This window comes from Mycobacterium gordonae, assembly GCF_002101675.1.
Classification (GTDB): Bacteria; Actinomycetota; Actinomycetes; order Mycobacteriales; family Mycobacteriaceae; genus Mycobacterium; species Mycobacterium gordonae.
In genome coordinates this window covers 1-15,489 of the sequence record NZ_LQOY01000150.1, presented here as the reverse complement: position 1 = coordinate 15,489, position 15,489 = coordinate 1, and the positions used below count along the sequence as shown (strand labels likewise).

17 protein-coding genes are annotated in these 15,489 nt (G+C 65.0%); 9 read left to right on the top strand and 8 right to left on the bottom strand.

What is annotated here, in order from left to right:
* The 6 genes from AWC08_RS20575 to AWC08_RS20550 all read right to left on the bottom strand — a co-directional run bounded on the left by AWC08_RS20575 (position 1) and on the right by AWC08_RS20550 (position 5,076).
* Positions 1 to 324: a hypothetical protein gene (locus AWC08_RS20575; protein WP_069433280.1), complete on the bottom strand. Its 324-nt coding sequence runs from the start codon at positions 322 to 324 to the stop codon at positions 1 to 3.
* A gap of 320 nt (positions 325 to 644) precedes the next feature.
* Positions 645 to 887: a hypothetical protein gene (locus AWC08_RS20570; protein ID WP_065132711.1), complete on the bottom strand. Its 243-nt coding sequence runs from the start codon at positions 885 to 887 to the stop codon at positions 645 to 647.
* Between the two features lie 7 nt (positions 888 to 894).
* Positions 895 to 1,353, bottom strand: a complete 459-nt coding sequence (locus AWC08_RS20565) for a DUF5078 domain-containing protein (protein ID WP_065132738.1) — start codon at positions 1,351 to 1,353, stop codon at positions 895 to 897.
* Positions 1,354 to 1,413: 60 nt separating this feature from the next.
* Positions 1,414 to 2,337 carry a crotonase/enoyl-CoA hydratase family protein gene (locus AWC08_RS20560; protein WP_069433281.1) on the bottom strand — a complete coding sequence of 308 codons (924 nt, stop codon included), beginning with the start codon at positions 2,335 to 2,337 and terminating at the stop codon, positions 1,414 to 1,416.
* A gap of 32 nt (positions 2,338 to 2,369) precedes the next feature.
* The gene (locus AWC08_RS20555; RefSeq protein ID WP_069433282.1) at positions 2,370 to 2,993 is read right to left on the bottom strand and encodes a DedA family protein; all 624 of its coding nucleotides are present in this window, start codon (positions 2,991 to 2,993) and stop codon (positions 2,370 to 2,372) included.
* 52 nt (positions 2,994 to 3,045) lie between these two features.
* A complete protein-coding gene (locus tag AWC08_RS20550; RefSeq protein ID WP_069433283.1) occupies positions 3,046 to 5,076 on the bottom strand; it encodes a prolyl oligopeptidase family serine peptidase in 2,031 nt (676 codons plus the stop codon).
* Positions 5,077 to 5,131: 55 nt separating this feature from the next.
* Between AWC08_RS20550 and exaC the strand changes: the two genes are divergently transcribed.
* From exaC to AWC08_RS20515, 7 genes are all read left to right on the top strand, one after another.
* Positions 5,132 to 6,655 (top strand): acetaldehyde dehydrogenase ExaC, encoded by a 1,524-nt coding sequence (gene exaC / locus AWC08_RS20545; RefSeq protein WP_065132707.1) that lies wholly within the window; start codon positions 5,132 to 5,134, stop codon positions 6,653 to 6,655.
* Positions 6,655 to 7,128, top strand: coding sequence for a DUF779 domain-containing protein (locus tag AWC08_RS20540; RefSeq protein WP_069433284.1), 474 nt, complete (start codon positions 6,655 to 6,657; stop codon positions 7,126 to 7,128). Before exaC ends, AWC08_RS20540 begins: the two co-directional genes overlap by 1 nt.
* Positions 7,129 to 7,147: 19 nt before the next feature.
* Positions 7,148 to 7,426: a putative holin gene (locus tag AWC08_RS20535; protein WP_065132705.1), complete on the top strand. Its 279-nt coding sequence runs from the start codon at positions 7,148 to 7,150 to the stop codon at positions 7,424 to 7,426.
* Positions 7,419 to 8,057, top strand: coding sequence for a hypothetical protein (locus tag AWC08_RS20530; protein WP_069433285.1), 639 nt, complete (start codon positions 7,419 to 7,421; stop codon positions 8,055 to 8,057). Before AWC08_RS20535 ends, AWC08_RS20530 begins: the two co-directional genes overlap by 8 nt.
* Before the next feature lie 412 nt (positions 8,058 to 8,469).
* Positions 8,470 to 9,864: a dihydrolipoyl dehydrogenase gene (lpdA, locus tag AWC08_RS20525; protein WP_069433286.1), complete on the top strand. Its 1,395-nt coding sequence runs from the start codon at positions 8,470 to 8,472 to the stop codon at positions 9,862 to 9,864.
* 174 nt (positions 9,865 to 10,038) lie between these two features.
* Positions 10,039 to 10,488, top strand: coding sequence for a hypothetical protein (locus AWC08_RS20520; RefSeq protein ID WP_142283703.1), 450 nt, complete (start codon positions 10,039 to 10,041; stop codon positions 10,486 to 10,488).
* A 58-nt stretch (positions 10,489 to 10,546) separates the two neighbouring features.
* The gene (locus AWC08_RS20515) at positions 10,547 to 10,840 is read left to right on the top strand and encodes a hypothetical protein (RefSeq protein WP_065132737.1); all 294 of its coding nucleotides are present in this window, start codon (positions 10,547 to 10,549) and stop codon (positions 10,838 to 10,840) included.
* 2 nt (positions 10,841 to 10,842) lie between these two features.
* On the opposite strand, the gene AWC08_RS20510 is transcribed toward AWC08_RS20515, so the two are convergent.
* Positions 10,843 to 11,409 carry a carboxymuconolactone decarboxylase family protein gene (locus AWC08_RS20510; protein WP_069433288.1) on the bottom strand — a complete coding sequence of 189 codons (567 nt, stop codon included), beginning with the start codon at positions 11,407 to 11,409 and terminating at the stop codon, positions 10,843 to 10,845.
* A complete protein-coding gene (gene ramB, locus AWC08_RS20505; protein WP_069433289.1) occupies positions 11,406 to 12,824 on the bottom strand; it encodes an acetate metabolism transcriptional regulator RamB in 1,419 nt (472 codons plus the stop codon). The genes AWC08_RS20510 and ramB overlap by 4 nt, the downstream gene beginning before the upstream one ends.
* A gap of 152 nt (positions 12,825 to 12,976) precedes the next feature.
* On the opposite strand from ramB, the gene AWC08_RS20500 reads away from it, so the two are divergent.
* On the top strand, positions 12,977 to 13,771 hold the full coding sequence (locus AWC08_RS20500; protein ID WP_065132699.1) for an acyl-[acyl-carrier-protein] thioesterase: 795 nt from the start codon (positions 12,977 to 12,979) through the stop codon (positions 13,769 to 13,771).
* A 306-nt stretch (positions 13,772 to 14,077) separates the two neighbouring features.
* Positions 14,078 to 15,364 (top strand): isocitrate lyase, encoded by a 1,287-nt coding sequence (gene aceA, locus AWC08_RS20495; RefSeq protein ID WP_065132698.1) that lies wholly within the window; start codon positions 14,078 to 14,080, stop codon positions 15,362 to 15,364.
* Positions 15,365 to 15,489: the final 125 nt, after the last annotated feature.

Here is a 15,489-nt window from a genome sequence, read left to right as displayed (position 1 = left end):
TCAGAGCGCGACGACGTCGCGCATGATGTCGCTCAACTCGGATACCGGGGCGCCGCACGTCAGGCAGTAGGCACCCGACGAGCGCCGGAGCTGACCCACCTGCACCAGGATCTCGGCTTCGGCGCGCCACAGGCAGGCGATGCAGACGATCTCGACGATATTTCCGAATGGGTCGACGTGCGGGTGATTGCATTCATCCACCGCGTGCCGGTGGACGATGTGGGTTGCGCGGTTGGTGCAGCCGGCCTCGAACTGGCACGTGATGGACTGCCAGTCCAGGGCCGCGAGCGTGCCAGGGATGCCGTTGCCAGTTGTTTGGCTCATGCGATGTCCTCCAGCTTCCGGAACGCAGTCGCATCCACCACGTGCAGATCGAGCGGATGTTCGGCTGGCCGGAGGTCCATTATGGGTTCGTTTGCCCTGCCGCGGCAAGGCCCCAACCGATGTATTTATCCGCGACCGAGTGGTTGCGGCACTTCCTCGAAACCGTACTTTCTACCGCCGCCCATCATGATTCCACTGGTCAGCGGTCGGATCTATCCCCCGAACGGCCTCCGAACGGATGAAATTTTCGTCCTCCAAACGGAGGACAAAATTCGGGAAGTCTGCTAACCGGGACCTGGCCCGACGGTGAGTGGGCGGGCCTACGGCTGGTTCACGCAGAAGGCAACGCACAGCGCCGAGACGGGGATGGAAACCCACTGCAGTTGCCCATCCGCCTGGCGCTCGCAGTAGATCGGGCCCGGCTTGCCCCACACCTTTGCGCCCTCGGGAGAGCACTGCTTACCCAGGTCGCTGTCGGCGTGTGCCGGGCCACTTCCGACGGCGATCCCGATCGGAGCGACAGCGGCCATCACGGCCGCGGCGACGAACCTGCGTGCCCGCATGTCTCCCCTACGCCCAGTTCCAGACCGACATGTCGCCGGCCGGGTAACCGTTGCACGCGTCGGTGCCTTTAGCGACGACTCCCTTGTTGTTGAAGAAGATCTTCATGTGGTTCACCCAGGCGAATGTGAGCGGGTCGCCGTTGTAGAAGTTCTCGGAATAGTCGCGGCGCCCAGCCGGCGACAGCGAGAAGAACCAGTGGGCCTTGTTGATCGTCGCTTCCTGAAGATTCGCGTGATTGTTGAAGTCGATCATGTACCGCTCGTAGTAGACCGGGCTGGTGTCCCGCACGGCCGCCAGATACTGCTCGGCGTCGCACGTCGTCGCGATCATTCTGCGCGGTATCGGAAAGTCCTCGGTGGAGTCGGCCTTCGCTAACGGCATGGCCACGTTGGGCAACACCACCGCGGCGATCGCGAGAGCAATGAAAACAGTGCCTGCACGCAGGCCGATTCTCAGCCGAGACATCATGGTTACCGTAACACTTTCCAGGTTGCGAACATTCCGACGGCGATTTACTAGCCCATCTTACGACCCATCGCGATCAGGAACTATCACATGTGACGGGTTCGGCCGCAGCTCCGGTGGCGCCTGGCTGTAGTCGCCGAACGGGCCGTCCCGGCGCTCCACTGCCGCTCGGACGCCCTGAGCTTGGGCGGTGCGGATGAAATCAAGCGCGTCGGGGGTGTTGCGCATCAGGCCGTCGAGGATGCCGCCCAGCAACTGAGTCGACGCCAAACCCATGTTCTCGTAGGCCTGGTTGACGATGAGTTTCTGCGCCCGCAACTGCGACAGCGGGATCTGGGACAGCTCGGCCGCGACTTCGGCCACCCGGGCCTCCAGCCGGTCGAACGGCACCGCTTCGTTGATCAGCTCGATTTCAGCGGCCTGAACACCGGTCAGCGGCCGTCCGGTCAGCGAATGCCACTTCACTTTGGCCAAGCTGAGGCGGTACAGCCACATGCCGGTCAGGTAGGCGCCCCACATCCTGCTGTACGGGGTGCCGATCACCGCGTCCTCGCTGGCTATGACGATGTCGGCGCACAGCGCATAGTCGCTGGCGCCGCCGACGCACCAGCCGTGCACCTGCGCGATCACCGGTTTGGACGCGCGCCAGATGGCCATGAACTTCTGCGTCGGCGCGGTCTCGCGCGCGCTGACCATCGCGAAATCCTTGCCCGGATCCCACTGCCCCCCGGTCATCATGGCATCACCCCAGTGCTGGAAGCCGCCGCCGAAGTCGAAACCGCCGGAGAAAGCCCGTCCGGCGCCGCGCAGCACGATGACCTTGATGTCGTGATCCCGTTCCGCCAGGCCAATTGCGGCTTCGATCTCGTCGGGCATGGGCGGGACGATGGTGTTGAGCTGCTCGGGACGGTTCAGGGTGATCGTGGCCACCGGACCTTTGCTGGAATAGAGCAGCGTTTCGAATTCGGGCTTGGCAGCAGGCATAAGCCGAAGCGAAGTCGCGGCGGACCACCGTGTCAAGCGTCGACGGCCTGCCGCCTCATCGCCAACCCGGCCAGCACGGCGACGGTGATCGCGGCACCCGTCGCCAGGGCATAGATGCCATACCGCTGTACGCCGGCGTAGAGCGTCTCGATGTGATTGCCGGCCAGATAACCGGCGAGAACCCAGACGGCCACCCACACCGCCGAGCCCGCCGCGTTGTAGGCGAGGTAGCGGCGCCACCGCATCCGCGCCAGCCCTGCCGCGATGCCGCTGGCCTGGCGCAGCCCGTCGACGAAGCGCCCGACGGAGACCACGATGTGGCCGCGTCTGGCGAAGAAGCGTTCGGTCTTCGCCAGCCGCTCCCGGCTGAGAAACACATATGGGCCGAACCGCAGGACCAGGCCGCGGCCGCCGTAGCGGCCGATGGCGTAGCCGGCATTGTCGCCGCCCACCGCCGCCAACAAGCCCACGAGCAGCACCGGGACCAGCGTCAGATGTCCGCTGGCAGCATAAATTCCGCCAGCGATCAAGATCAGCTGGCCAGGCAGGGGGATCCCCACCCCTTCCAGGCCTACCAGGGCGACGATCGCCGCGTACCCGTACCGGTCGAGGGTAGGGGCAAGCGATTCGAAGATTCCCGGCAGTTGCGCGGACATGACTTCCAGGGTGCCCGAAGCCGCGCACTGCTAGACGTTGTAACCGTCACAGCTACGTGTCGGTTCGGAGCATTCGCCACAGGAATGAGTAGCTCAACGCTGCCTTGAACGCGAGCTGTTCGTTGTCAGCGGCGCCGCCGTGCCCGCCCTCGATGTTCTCGTAGTACCAGACCCGGTGGCCGGTGGCCTCCAGCGCGGCGGTCATCTTGCGGGCATGCCCGGGATGCACCCGATCGTCGCGGGTGGACGTCGTCATCAGGATCGGCGGATACTCCCGGTCGGCGGAAATATTCTGGTACGGAGAGTATTCGGAGATGAACGCCCAGTCGTCGGGGTTGTCCGGGTCACCGTATTCAGCGACCCAGGAGGCGCCGGCCAGCAACAGGTGGTACCGCTTCATGTCCAGTAGCGGCACGCTGCACACCAGCGCTCCGAACTTCTCCGGGTACTTGGTCAACATGATTCCCATCAGCAGGCCGCCGTTGCTGCCGCCCTGTGCGCCGAGCCGGCCGACCGTGGTGATGCCGCGCCGGACCAGATCGTCGGCGACGGCCACGAAGTCTTCGGCCACCTTGTGGCGGCCTTCGCGCATCGCCTGGGTGTGCCAGGCCGGCCCGTATTCTCCGCCGCCGCGGATGTTGGCCAGCACGTACGTGCCGCCGCGCGCCAGCCACAGCCGCCCCAGCACCCCGCTGTAGCCGGGGGTGTTGGACGTCTCGAACCCGCCGTAGCCGTAAAGCAGGGTGGGGGCGGGTCCCGCGGTGTCAGTGGGACGCACCACGAAGTAGGGAATCGACGTGCCGTCCTGGGATGCGACGAAATACTGCTCCACAGCGATGTTTTCGGCGTCGAAGAATGACGGCGCGGACTTGATCTGCTCCAACCCGCCGGAGCCGGTGCCCCGCAGCAGCCGCGACGGCGCGGTGAATCCGCTGGAATCCAGGAAGAACTCATCGCCGGTTTCGTCGGCGGCGCTGATCACGGTGTTGGTCGACTCGGGCAGCCCCGCCAGCGGCTCACGCCGCCAGCTGCCCGGGGTGACGATCTCCACCCGACTGGCGACGTCGGCCAGCGAGACGACCAGCAGCCGGTCTCTGGTCCACGCGTAGTGATAGAGGCAGGTGTGTTCGTCGGGCTCGAACACGACTGTCAGTTCCCTTGCACCGGCCAGGAATTCGTCATAATTGGCGGCGAGCAGGGAACCGGCGCGGTAGGTGGTGTCACCGACCGTCCAGTCGCTGCGCAGATCGATCAGCAGCCACTCGCGGTGCACCGACATGCTGCTGACGTCGGTGGGCACATCGATGGGAATCAGCTCGGTCCCGCGTAGCTCGTAGCGTTGCCGGTTCCAGAAATCCAGGGAGCGGCCGACAAAAGTGCGCTCGAAGCCGGGCGTTCGGTCCTTGGAGCCGCCGGCGCTGACGTCGCTGCGCTCGCCCTCGAAGAGGGTCTCGGCCTCCGTCAACGGGGTGCCACGCCGCCAGCGCTTGAGGATGCGCGGATAACCGGATTCGGTCATCGAGTCCGGCCCGAAGTCGGTACCTACCAGTACGGTGTCGGGATCGTCCCAGCCGATTTGCGACTTGGCTTCGGGCAACTCGAACCCGTCGGCGACGAATTCGCGTGTCAGCATGTCGAATTCACGTACGACGACGGCGTCCGAGCCGCCCGGGGAAAGGTTGATCAGGGCGCGGGTGAGTTCGGGTTCGATCACGTCGGCCCCGGCCCACACCCAGTTCCGGTTGTCCGCGCGGCCCAGCGCATCGACGTCGATCAGCACATCCCACTCCGGTGTGTCGGTGCGGTAGCTCTCCAGCGTGGTGCGCCGCCACAGGCCGCGGGGATTGGTGGCATCACGCCAGAAGTCGTAGAGGTAGTCACCGCGCCTGCGCACGTAGGGGATCCGGGCGTCGGTGTCGAGCACCTGCAGCGCCTCGGTGCGCATCGTCTCGAACTCGGCGTCGCAGAACTCCGCTCTGGTCGGCTCGTTGCGTGCACGCACCCAATCCAGTGCCTTGTCGCCGGTGACGTCTTCGAGCCAGAGGTAGGGGTCGTCGGCACTCTCAGATGACATGGAAGCCATTCTGGCCCAGCGGTAGTGTGAGCTGTATTACATGACCTAACGAGGAGCCGAGCAGATGCCTGTCTTTGCACGTCCAGGGACGTCCGGGGCCCTGATGTCGTACGAGTCGCGGTACGGAAACTTCATCGGCGGCGAGTGGGTGGCGCCCGCCGCGGGCCGCTACTTCGAGAACCCGTCGCCGGTGACCGGCCAGTCATTCTGCGAGATCCCGCGGTCGGACGAAACCGACATCGACAAGGCGCTAGACGCCGCGCACGGCGCGGCGCCGGCGTGGGGCAAGACGTCACCGACCGAACGGGCCGCGATCCTGAACAAGATCGCCGACCGCATCGAGGCGAACACCGCGGCACTGGCGGTGGCCGAGGTGTGGGACAACGGCAAACCGATCCGCGAGGCGCTGGCCGCCGACATTCCGTTGGCTGCCGACCATTTCCGCTACTTCGCGGCCGCGATCCGGGCCCAGGAAGGTGCGCTGTCGCAGATCGACGAAGACACCGTCGCCTACCACTTCCACGAACCGCTCGGCGTCGTCGGGCAGATCATTCCCTGGAACTTCCCGATCCTGATGGGCGCCTGGAAGCTGGCACCGGCCCTGGCGGCCGGCAACGCGATCGTGCTCAAGCCGGCCGAGCAGACCCCGGCCTCCATCCTGTTCCTGATGTCGCTGATCGGCGACCTGCTGCCGCCCGGAGTGCTCAACGTTGTCAATGGCTTCGGGGCCGAGGCCGGCAAGCCGCTGGCGTCCAGCAACCGGATCGCCAAGGTCGCGTTCACCGGTGAGACCACCACCGGGCGACTGATCATGCAGTACGCCTCGCAGAACCTGATCCCGGTCACTCTCGAACTCGGCGGCAAGAGCCCCAACATCTTCTTCTCCGACGTGATGGCCGCCGGTGACGATTTCCAGGACAAGGCGCTCGAAGGCTTCACCATGTTCGCCCTCAACCAGGGTGAGGTCTGCACCTGCCCGTCGCGCAGCCTGATCCAGTCCGACATTCACGACGAGTTCCTGGAGCTGGCCGCGATCCGGACCAAGGCCGTCCGGCAGGGCGACCCGCTGGACTCTGAGACCATGCTGGGATCCCAGGCATCCAACGACCAGCTGGAAAAGATCCTGTCCTACATCGAGATCGGCAAGGGGGAGGGCGCCAAGATCATCACCGGCGGCGAGCGCGCCGAACTCGGCGGAGACCTGTCCGGCGGTTTCTACATGCAGCCGACGATCTTCTCCGGCAACAACAAGATGCGGATCTTCCAGGAGGAGATCTTCGGGCCGGTGGTGGCGGTGACGCCGTTTGACAGCTACGACGACGCGATCGGCATCGCCAACGACACCCTGTACGGGCTTGGTGCGGGGGTGTGGAGCCGCAACGGCAACACCGCCTACCGGGCCGGGCGCGACATCAAGGCCGGACGGGTGTGGGTGAACTGCTACCACGTGTACCCGCCGCACTCGGCCTTTGGTGGTTACAAGCAGTCCGGTTTCGGGCGGGAGGGCCACAAGATGGCACTCGAGCACTATCAGCAGACCAAGAACCTGCTGGTGTCCTACTCCGACAAGGCGATGGGCTTCTTCTGATGATCCCGGGGGCGCTCATCACCGCCTCCGCCGCCGAGCTTCTAACGCGGTTGCAGGACCGGCACGGTCCGGTGATGTTCCACCAGTCCGGCGGTTGTTGCGATGGTTCGTCGCCGATGTGTTACCCGCGCGGCGACTTTCTGGTGGGCGACCGCGACGTTCTGCTGGGTGTGCTCGACGTCGGTGCCGAAGGCGTGCCGGTGTGGATCTCCGGCCCTCAGTACGAGACGTGGAAACACACTCAGCTGGTCATCGATGTGGTACCCGGCCGCGGCGGCGGCTTCAGCCTCGAAGCGCCCGAGGGAATGCGATTCCTCAGTCGCGGCCGGGTCTTCACCGATGCCGAAAGTGAACTGCTGCAAGCCCAACCCGTGATCACCGGCGCTGCGTACGAGCGTGGTGAAAGGCCGCCAATACGAGGCCATCTTGTGACCGACAACTCGCCGGGGACGTGCCCAGCACCGCCTCGGTAGTTCAGTAAGGTCGTCTTCCGTGATCCCTCTTCCGCGCGCGTGGCTGCTGGCTGGCGGAATGCTGGTGGGGAGTGCGCTGGGGCAGGTGCTGGCGGTGGCGTCCAGCCTGCTTATCCATGCCCGGATTCGTCCCGACATCGCGATCGCGTTGGTGGTCGGTGTACCCGCCGTGGTCGGGCTGTCGGTGATCCTGTTCTCCGGGCGCCGATGGGTCACCATGCTCGGCGCGGCGATTCTGGCGTTGGGGCCGGGCTGGCTGGGCATGCTGGCCGCGCTGCAGGTGGTCTCCCATGGCTGACCAGAAGGAAGCCCAGGACCGCGAGTCGAGCCCGGGCACCGAACCCTTCGTGCCGGATTTCGACTCCGGAGAGCTGCCCGTCGCACCCACATACGACGCCGGTGAGCCATCCGTGCCGTTCGTCCCCGATTTCGACACCGACTCCCATCCATTCCTGCCGCTGGCCGGTCTGGCGGAACCCAAGTCGGAATCGCCGCCGGTCCAGGAGCGGCCCGCGCCGGTGACGCCGGTCGCCACGGCAGCGCCCGATTCGGGCGCTGAGTCGGCGGTCGAGGCGCCCGGACCGGTGGCCGTCCCCGGGCGCTACCTCTACCTGAAATGGTGGAAGTTCTTACTGGTGCTGATCGGCGTGTGGTCCTTCGCCGCGGTATTCGGGCTGAGCTTGTTCTACTGGTGGTACCACACCATCGACAAGACGCCGCCGGTATTCGCGACGTTCGGGTACGTGGTGGCCTGCGCCGCCGCCGGCCTGATTCTGGCGATGGTGGAGTCCAAGCCGCTGGTCGCCGCGCTGGCGATCGCGGTGATGTCCGCGCCGTTCGCCTCCGTCGCCGCCGCCGCGCCCCTGTACGGCTCGTACTACTGCGAGCGTGTGACGACACCGTGTGTGATGGGCGTAGTGCCCCAATAAGCCGCACGGATTTTGATGATGGTGACCCGCCGCGCCCCGCTTCGCGGCGCTTGCGATCAGCTTGGGTGGTGATGATGGTGACCCGCCGCGCCCCGCTTCGCGGCGCTTGCGATCAGCTTGGGTGGTGATGATGGTGACCCGCCGCGCCCCGCTTCGCGGCGCTTGCGATCAGCTTGGGTGGTGATGATGGTGACCCGCCGCGCCCCGCTTCGCGGCGCTTGCGATCAGCTTGGGTGGTGATGATGGTGACCCGCCGCGCCCCGCTTCGCGGCGCTTGCGATCAGCTTGGGTGGTGATGATGGTGCCCCGCCGCGCCCCGCTTCGCGGCGCTTGCGATCAGCTTGGGTGGTGATGATGGTGACCCGCCGCGCCCCGCTTCGCGGCGCTTGCGATCACCATTAGGGTGAGTTCCGTGACCCACTATGACGTCGTCGTTCTCGGAGCAGGTCCCGGCGGGTATGTAGCGGCCATTCGTGCCGCACAACTCGGTTTGAACACCGCAATCATCGAACCGAAGTACTGGGGCGGCGTCTGCCTCAACGTCGGCTGCATCCCATCGAAGGCGTTGCTGCGCAACGCCGAACTCGCCCAGATCTTCACCAAGGAAGCCAAGGTTTTCGGCATCAGCGGCGAGGCCACGTTCGACTTCGGGGTCGCGTTCGACCGCAGCCGCAAGGTGGCCGACGGCCGGGTGGCCGGCGTGCACTACCTGATGAAGAAGAACAAGATCACCGAGATCCACGGCTACGGCAGGTTCACCGACGCGAACTCCATCTCGGTGGAACTCAACGACGGTGGGACCGAGGACGTCACGTTCGACAACGCCATCATCGCCACCGGCAGCAGCACCCGACTGGTGCCCGGCACGTCGCTGTCGGAGAACGTGGTGACCTACGAAAAGCTGATCCTGACCCGGGAGCTGCCGAAGTCGATCGTCATCGCCGGTGCCGGCGCCATCGGTATGGAGTTCGGTTACGTGATGAAGAACTACGGCGTCGATGTCACCATCGTGGAATTCTTGCCGCGCGCCCTGCCCAACGAGGATGCCGACTCCTCCAAGGAGATTGAGAAGGCGTTCAAGAAGCTGGGCGTCAAGATCCTCACCGGCACCAAGGTCGAGTCCATCACCGACAACGGCTCCGAGGTCACGGTCAGCGTGAGCAAGGACGGCAAGTCCGAGGAACTCAAAGCCGAAAAAGTGTTGCAGGCCATCGGTTTTGCGCCCAACGTCGAGGGATACGGGTTGGACAAGGCCGGGGTGGCGCTCACCGATCGCAAGGCGATCGGCATCACCGACTACATGCAGACTTCCGTGCCGCACATCTACGCCATCGGTGATGTCACCGGCAAGCTGATGCTCGCGCACGTCGCCGAGGCCATGGGCGTCGTGGCGGCCGAAACCATCGCCGGCGCAGAAACGTTGGCGCTGGGTGACTACCGCATGTTGCCCCGTGCCACCTTCTGTCAGCCCAACGTCGCCAGCTTCGGCCTCACCGAGGAACAGGCTCGCGACGAGGGCTACGACGTGGTCGTCGCCAAGTTCCCCTTCACCGCCAACGCCAAGGCGCACGGCGTCGGCGACCCGAGCGGATTCGTCAAACTGATCGCCGACGCCAAGTACGGCGAGCTGATCGGTGGGCACTTGGTGGGCCACGACGTGTCGGAGCTGCTGCCGGAGCTCACGCTCGCACAGAAGTGGGACCTGACGGCCAACGAACTCGCCCGCAACGTGCACACGCACCCGACCATGTCCGAGGCGCTGCAGGAGTGCTTCCACGGCTTGATCGGGCACATGATCAATTTCTAGGGCAGGTTTCCTATGAAAACGCTCTGGTCGTGCACGGGTTTATTGCCGAAAAATTTTTCGTAATATAAATTTCGCCCTAGGTGGGGCGGTGCGGAAGCGGCGGTGAGGAAACTCGCTGACGGTGACCGCCTCGACCGCCCTGCTGGTTGTCCAGACACCAGAGGGCGGAAACACATGAGGAAGAAGGCTTTTCCCGCGGCAATCGCACTTGTGCTCGGTATGGGCCTGAGCGCCGCGCCACCATACGCCAGGGCCGAAGTCCCGTCGATGAACGGTGTCTACCATTACGCCGACGAAGACGGTGACGTCGGGACATGGACCGTCACCACTGACTGCAACGCGTCTTGCGTTGCCCACGTGACGACCGGGTCGGGCCGCACCTTCGACGCCCAACTGGAGAATGGCCGCTATGTCAGTTCGCGGATAATCATGGACGGCCTGGAATGCCCCGGCTACTTCGTCGGTGAACTAATACTGGTCGGCCGCAGCCATCCGGTAAGCGTCACTCAGTGGTGGGACCCCACGACGCTTACCGGCGAAGTGGTCTTCGCGCATCCCTCGTCGGTGGCGCCCTGCACCCTCGATGACCACCACGACCGGTTCAACCTCACCCGAATCGGTTGATCGGCAGACGTTGCGCGGGGAGCACACTCCGCGCGGGAGATACCATCGCGGGGTGTTCATGTCCCGCAACGAGGAGCCGCGGCACTCTGCCGTCGTGATCGGCGCGATCGGTGGATTGCTCGTCGGCTACGTCCTCTGGCTGGCTGCCATCACCGTCGGCGACGATCTCACGACGGTGAGCAAGTGGAGCGTGGCCGTGCTGCTGGCGTCGGGTGCCCTGGCGGTCGCCGCGGTGATCTGCGGCGTGTTGATGCGCTGGCGTCGCAGGTACGGCTGGTCGGCGTTCGCCTTCGGCGTTCCGGTGCTGCCCGTGGCGCTGACGCTGGCCGTGCTGGCCAACCTGTATCTCTGACGTTACCGGGGATTGTCCAGCGGAATTCGCAGCGCCGTGATCGTTGCGGCCAGTGCGTCGTATTGCGTTGCCAGCATGCAGAATTCGATCAACCGAGCCCGGTTGAGGTGACGGGTCAGCTGCTGCCAGGTCTCCTCGGTGATGGTGCGGTCCTTGATCAGTTCGTCGGTCGCGTTGAGCAGCGCCTGCTGGCGGGCGCTGAGTACCTTGCGAGGGCCGTCTCCCGGCGGAGCGTCGGGCCAGGCGAAGATCGTGGCCTGCGTCTGGGCGTCCAGCCCCGCTTGGCGTGCCATACCCCGGTGATGCTGGAGTTCGTACTCACATGACCGCAGGTGGGCTACCCGCAGGATGACCAACTCGGTGTCGATGGTGGGCAGCCGGCCCCGCAGCAATCGTCCGGAGTAGATGGCCCACGTCCAGAACAGGCCCTGGCGGGAACCGAGTGTGGTGAACAGGTGCATCTCGGGTGCCCGGACTTTGCGCGCGGCCAGCTTTGCGACGACCCAGTTGATCGGACCCAACTGGCGGAACCGGCCGGACGGAATGCGGCCGGGCTGACTGCCCGTCATGCCTGCTTCACCAGATAGGGGGACACGGTGCTGCGATGCTCGTCGATATCGAGCGCGCGACCCAGCGCCGGGAACGCCCGCTGCGGACAGTTGTCGCGTTCGCAAACCCGGCAACCCGCGCCGATCGGCGTAGTGATGTTCCCCGACAAGTCGAGTCCTTCCGAGTAGACGAGTCGGTGCGCGTGGCGAAGTTCGCAGCCGAGCCCGATCGCGAAGGTTTTTCCGGGCTGACCATACCGGGCCGCGCGCCGTTCCACGGTACGGGCCACCCACATGTAGTTGCGCCCGTCGGGCATCTGAGCGATCTGAACCAGGATCTTGCCGGGGTTGGCGAAGGTTTCGTAGACGTTCCACAGCGGGCATGTGCCGCCGGTGGAGGAGAAGTGGAAACCTGTGGCGGACTGACGTTTTGACATGTTGCCGGCCCGGTCGACCCGGACGAACGACAGCGGCACCCCGCGCATGGACGGGCGCTGCAGCGTGGAGAGCCGGTGTGCGATGGTCTCGTAGCTGACCTGGTAAAAAGCGGACAGCCGCTCGACGTCGTAACGGAAATTCTCGGCGACGTCGTGGAACTGGCGGTAGGGCAACACCGCGGCGGCGGCAAAGTAATTCGCCAGTCCCAACCGGGCCAGGGTCCGCGACTCGTCGCTGGTGAACTTGCCGTCGGTGACCAGGCTGTCGATCAGGTCGCCGTATTCCAGATAGGCAAGCTCGGCGGCCATCTTGAACACCTGCTGTCCAGTGCCGAGGTGGTTGCTCATCTCCAGCGTCTTGGTTTGCGGGTCGTAACGGTGCAAGACCGCGTCTCCCAGATCGATGCGCCGGGTGATGTGCACCCCGTGTACCTCGGTGAGCCGGCGGGTCAACTCGCGGGCCAGGTCGCCGTGGTGCATGCGCATCTTGACGGTCAGTTCTTCAGCGGCGGTATCGAGCTCATGCAGATAGTTCTGCCGTTCATAGAAGTAGTCGCGGACCTCTTCATGGGGCATGGTGATCGATCCGGTGCCACTGCTGCCGTCGAAGTACCGTTCTTCGGTGGCAGCGGCCAGTTGTGCGGTAGTAATCCGGTAGCGGCGGTGCAGGTTGACCACCGCCCGCGCCAGGCCCGGATGGGTGTTGACCATCTCGGCGATCTCGGTCGGTTCCACGTCGATATCGAGGTCGCGGTCCATGGTCACCTCGCGCAGTTCGGCGACCAGCCGGGTGTCGTCCTGGGAGGCGAAAAACGTTGCGTCCACCCCGAACACCTCGGTGATGCGCAGTAGCACCGCCACCGTCAGCGGGCGGACGTCATGCTCGATCTGGTTGAGATAGCTGGGCGAGATATCGAGCATCTGAGCCAGCGCGGCCTGGCTGAATCCGCGTTCGCCGCGAAGCTGGCGGACGCGCGCGCCGACGAACGTTTTAGACACCTGACCAGCCTAGTCGGCATTGCGAAGATCCGCTTCGCAGACTTGGCAGGCGCGGTGAGATTGGTGTTTGCCAGTCGTCGTTGGCATGATTCGCTTCGACGTTCCCAGGGTTAACCTGGTTTTGGCACGAGGAGGAAACGGGGAGCAGCGCCGTGAGCCTGGACAAAAAGTTAATGCCGGTGCCCGACGGTAGCCCCGATGTTTTCGATCGCGAGTGGCCGCTTCGTGTCGGCGACATCGACCGGACCGGACGGCTGCGGTTGGACGCGTCTTGCCGGCACATCCAGGACATCGGCCAGGACCAGCTGCGCGAGATGGGCTTCGAGGAGACCCATCCGCTTTGGATCGTGCGCCGCACCATGGTCGACCTGATCCGGCCGATCGAGTTCCAGGACTTGCTGCGGTGCCGGCGTTGGTGCTCGGGCACCTCGAACCGGTGGTGCGAGATGCGGGTCCGCATCGACGGACGCAAGGGCGGTCTGATCGAGTCCGAGGCGTTCTGGATCCACGTCAACAAGGAAACCGAGATGCCGGCGCGCATCGCCGACGACTTCCTCGCGTGCCTGCACAAGACCACCGCGGTGGAGCGGCTGCGCTGGAAGGGCTACCTGAAGCCGGGCAGCCGCGATGACGCCACGGAGATCCACGAATTTCCCGTCCGGGTGACCGACATCGACCTGTTCGATCACATGAACAACTCGGTGTACTGGAGCGTCGTCGAGGACTACCTGGCGTCCCATCCCGAGGTGTTCACCCTTCCCCTGCGGGTGACCATCGAACACGAGGCGCCGGTGGCCCTGGGCGACAAGCTGGAGATCATTTCGCACGTGCACCCGCCCGGTTCGACCGACCAGTTCGGCGCCGAGCTCGCCGACCGGACTGTTACAACGCTCACATATGCGGTCGGCGACGAGACGAAAGCCGTCGCCGCGCTGTTCACTCTCTAACCGGACAAGCGTCCCGGTAAATTGCCGATGACCTGCGGGTTTCGGTTACTGATCGGTAGCTTCTGAACCGTTTCAGTAGTTCGCCAGCTTCGCAAGGTTCGCAAAATGACCACAAGTCATAGCCGAAATTCGCAAGTGAAATGGGTGGACCAGCGGGAATGCACTGTGCCATGGTCGAGTTAGCACATCAGTGAAGTCGAGGTGAAGTTAAGCCTTTAGCTTCCATCCGCGCGGCGGTGGCTTGACTCATCTCAAGACTCGTCGCCAGCAAATTTCAGTCAAAGAATGACCGTAAGGAGCAGCCCCATGTCCGAAGTCGGCACCCCGAAGAGCGCTGAGCAGATTCAGCACGACTGGGACCACAACCCTCGCTGGAACGGTGTCAAGCGCACCTACACGCCGCAGGACGTCGTGGCGCTGCAGGGTCACGTTGTCGAGGAGCACACCCTGGCCCGCCGCGGCGCGGAGGTGCTCTGGGAGCAGCTGCACGAGATGGATTTCGTCAACGCGCTGGGCGCGCTGACCGGCAACATGGCCGTGCAGCAGGTCCGCGCAGGACTCAAGGCGATCTACCTGTCCGGTTGGCAGGTCGCCGGTGACGCCAACCTCTCCGGCCACACCTACCCCGACCAGAGCCTCTACCCGGCCAACTCGGTGCCGCAGGTCGTGCGCCGCATCAACAACGCGCTGCTGCGCGCCGACGAGATCGCCAAGGTCGAGGGCGACCGCTCGGTGGACAACTGGCTGGCTCCGATCGTCGCCGACGGCGAGGCCGGCTTCGGTGGCGCGCTGAACGTCTACGAGCTGCAGAAGGCCATGATCGCCGCCGGTGTCGCCGGTTCGCACTGGGAAGACCAGCTGGCCTCGGAGAAGAAGTGCGGCCACCTGGGTGGCAAGGTGCTCATCCCGACCCAGCAGCACATCCGCACCCTGACCTCGGCCCGGTTGGCCGCTGACGTCGCCGGTGTCCCCACGGTCGTCATCGCGCGCACCGACGCCGAGGCCGCCACGCTGATCACCTCCGACGTCGACGAGCGGGACCGCCCGTTCATCACCGGCGAGCGCACCAACGAAGGCTTCTACCGCGTCAAGAACGGCCTGGAGCCCTGCATCGCCCGGGCCAAGGCCTACGCGCCGTTCGCCGACCTGATCTGGATGGAGACCGGTACGCCGGACCTGGAGCTCGCCAAGAAGTTCGCCGAGGGCGTCAAGAGCGAGTTCCCCGACCAGCTGCTGGCCTACAACTGCTCGCCGTCGTTCAACTGGAAGAAGCACCTCGACGACGACACCATCGCCAAGTTCCAGAAGGAGCTCGGTGCGATGGGCTTCAAGTTCCAGTTCATCACGCTGGCCGGCTTCCACGCCCTCAACTACTCGATGTTCGATCTCGCCCACGGGTACGCCCGCAAGCAGATGAGCGCCTATGTCGAGCTGCAGGAGCGCGAGTTCGCTGCCGAGGAGCGCGGTTACACCGCGACCAAGCACCAGCGAGAGGTGGGTGCCGGTTACTTCGACCGGATCGCCACCACGGTCGACCCGACCTCGTCGACGACCGCACTGGCCGGTTCGACCGAAGAGGGTCAGTTCCACTGAGTCACTGAGCGGGCTGCGTCGAGCGTGAGCTGACGGCGAGTTTTCAGCCTCAATGTCAAGTGGTTAGTGCAACGCGGTTAGGCGGCTTGATCGAGCAGGGCTGCTAAGCGTTGGGCGGGGGTGTC

Bases quoted from the DNA above. Each gene is read 5' to 3' on its own strand.
- AWC08_RS20575 (WP_069433280.1), bottom strand. From the start codon at position 324: ATGAGCCAAACAACTGGCAACGGCATCCCTGGCACGCTCGCGGCCCTG.
- AWC08_RS20570 (WP_065132711.1), bottom strand. From the start codon at position 887: ATGCGGGCACGCAGGTTCGTCGCCGCGGCCGTGATGGCCGCTGTCGCT.
- AWC08_RS20565 (WP_065132738.1), bottom strand. From the start codon at position 1,353: ATGTCTCGGCTGAGAATCGGCCTGCGTGCAGGCACTGTTTTCATTGCT.
- AWC08_RS20560 (WP_069433281.1), bottom strand. From the start codon at position 2,337: ATGCCTGCTGCCAAGCCCGAATTCGAAACGCTGCTCTATTCCAGCAAA.
- AWC08_RS20555 (WP_069433282.1), bottom strand. From the start codon at position 2,993: ATGTCCGCGCAACTGCCGGGAATCTTCGAATCGCTTGCCCCTACCCTC.
- AWC08_RS20550 (WP_069433283.1), bottom strand. From the start codon at position 5,076: ATGGCTTCCATGTCATCTGAGAGTGCCGACGACCCCTACCTCTGGCTC.
- exaC (WP_065132707.1), top strand. From the start codon at position 5,132: ATGCCTGTCTTTGCACGTCCAGGGACGTCCGGGGCCCTGATGTCGTAC.
- AWC08_RS20540 (WP_069433284.1), top strand. From the start codon at position 6,655: ATGATCCCGGGGGCGCTCATCACCGCCTCCGCCGCCGAGCTTCTAACG.
- AWC08_RS20530 (WP_069433285.1), top strand. From the start codon at position 7,419: ATGGCTGACCAGAAGGAAGCCCAGGACCGCGAGTCGAGCCCGGGCACC.
- AWC08_RS20520 (WP_142283703.1), top strand. From the start codon at position 10,039: ATGAGGAAGAAGGCTTTTCCCGCGGCAATCGCACTTGTGCTCGGTATG.
- AWC08_RS20515 (WP_065132737.1), top strand. From the start codon at position 10,547: ATGTCCCGCAACGAGGAGCCGCGGCACTCTGCCGTCGTGATCGGCGCG.
- AWC08_RS20510 (WP_069433288.1), bottom strand. From the start codon at position 11,409: ATGACGGGCAGTCAGCCCGGCCGCATTCCGTCCGGCCGGTTCCGCCAG.
- aceA (WP_065132698.1), top strand. From the start codon at position 14,078: ATGTCCGAAGTCGGCACCCCGAAGAGCGCTGAGCAGATTCAGCACGAC.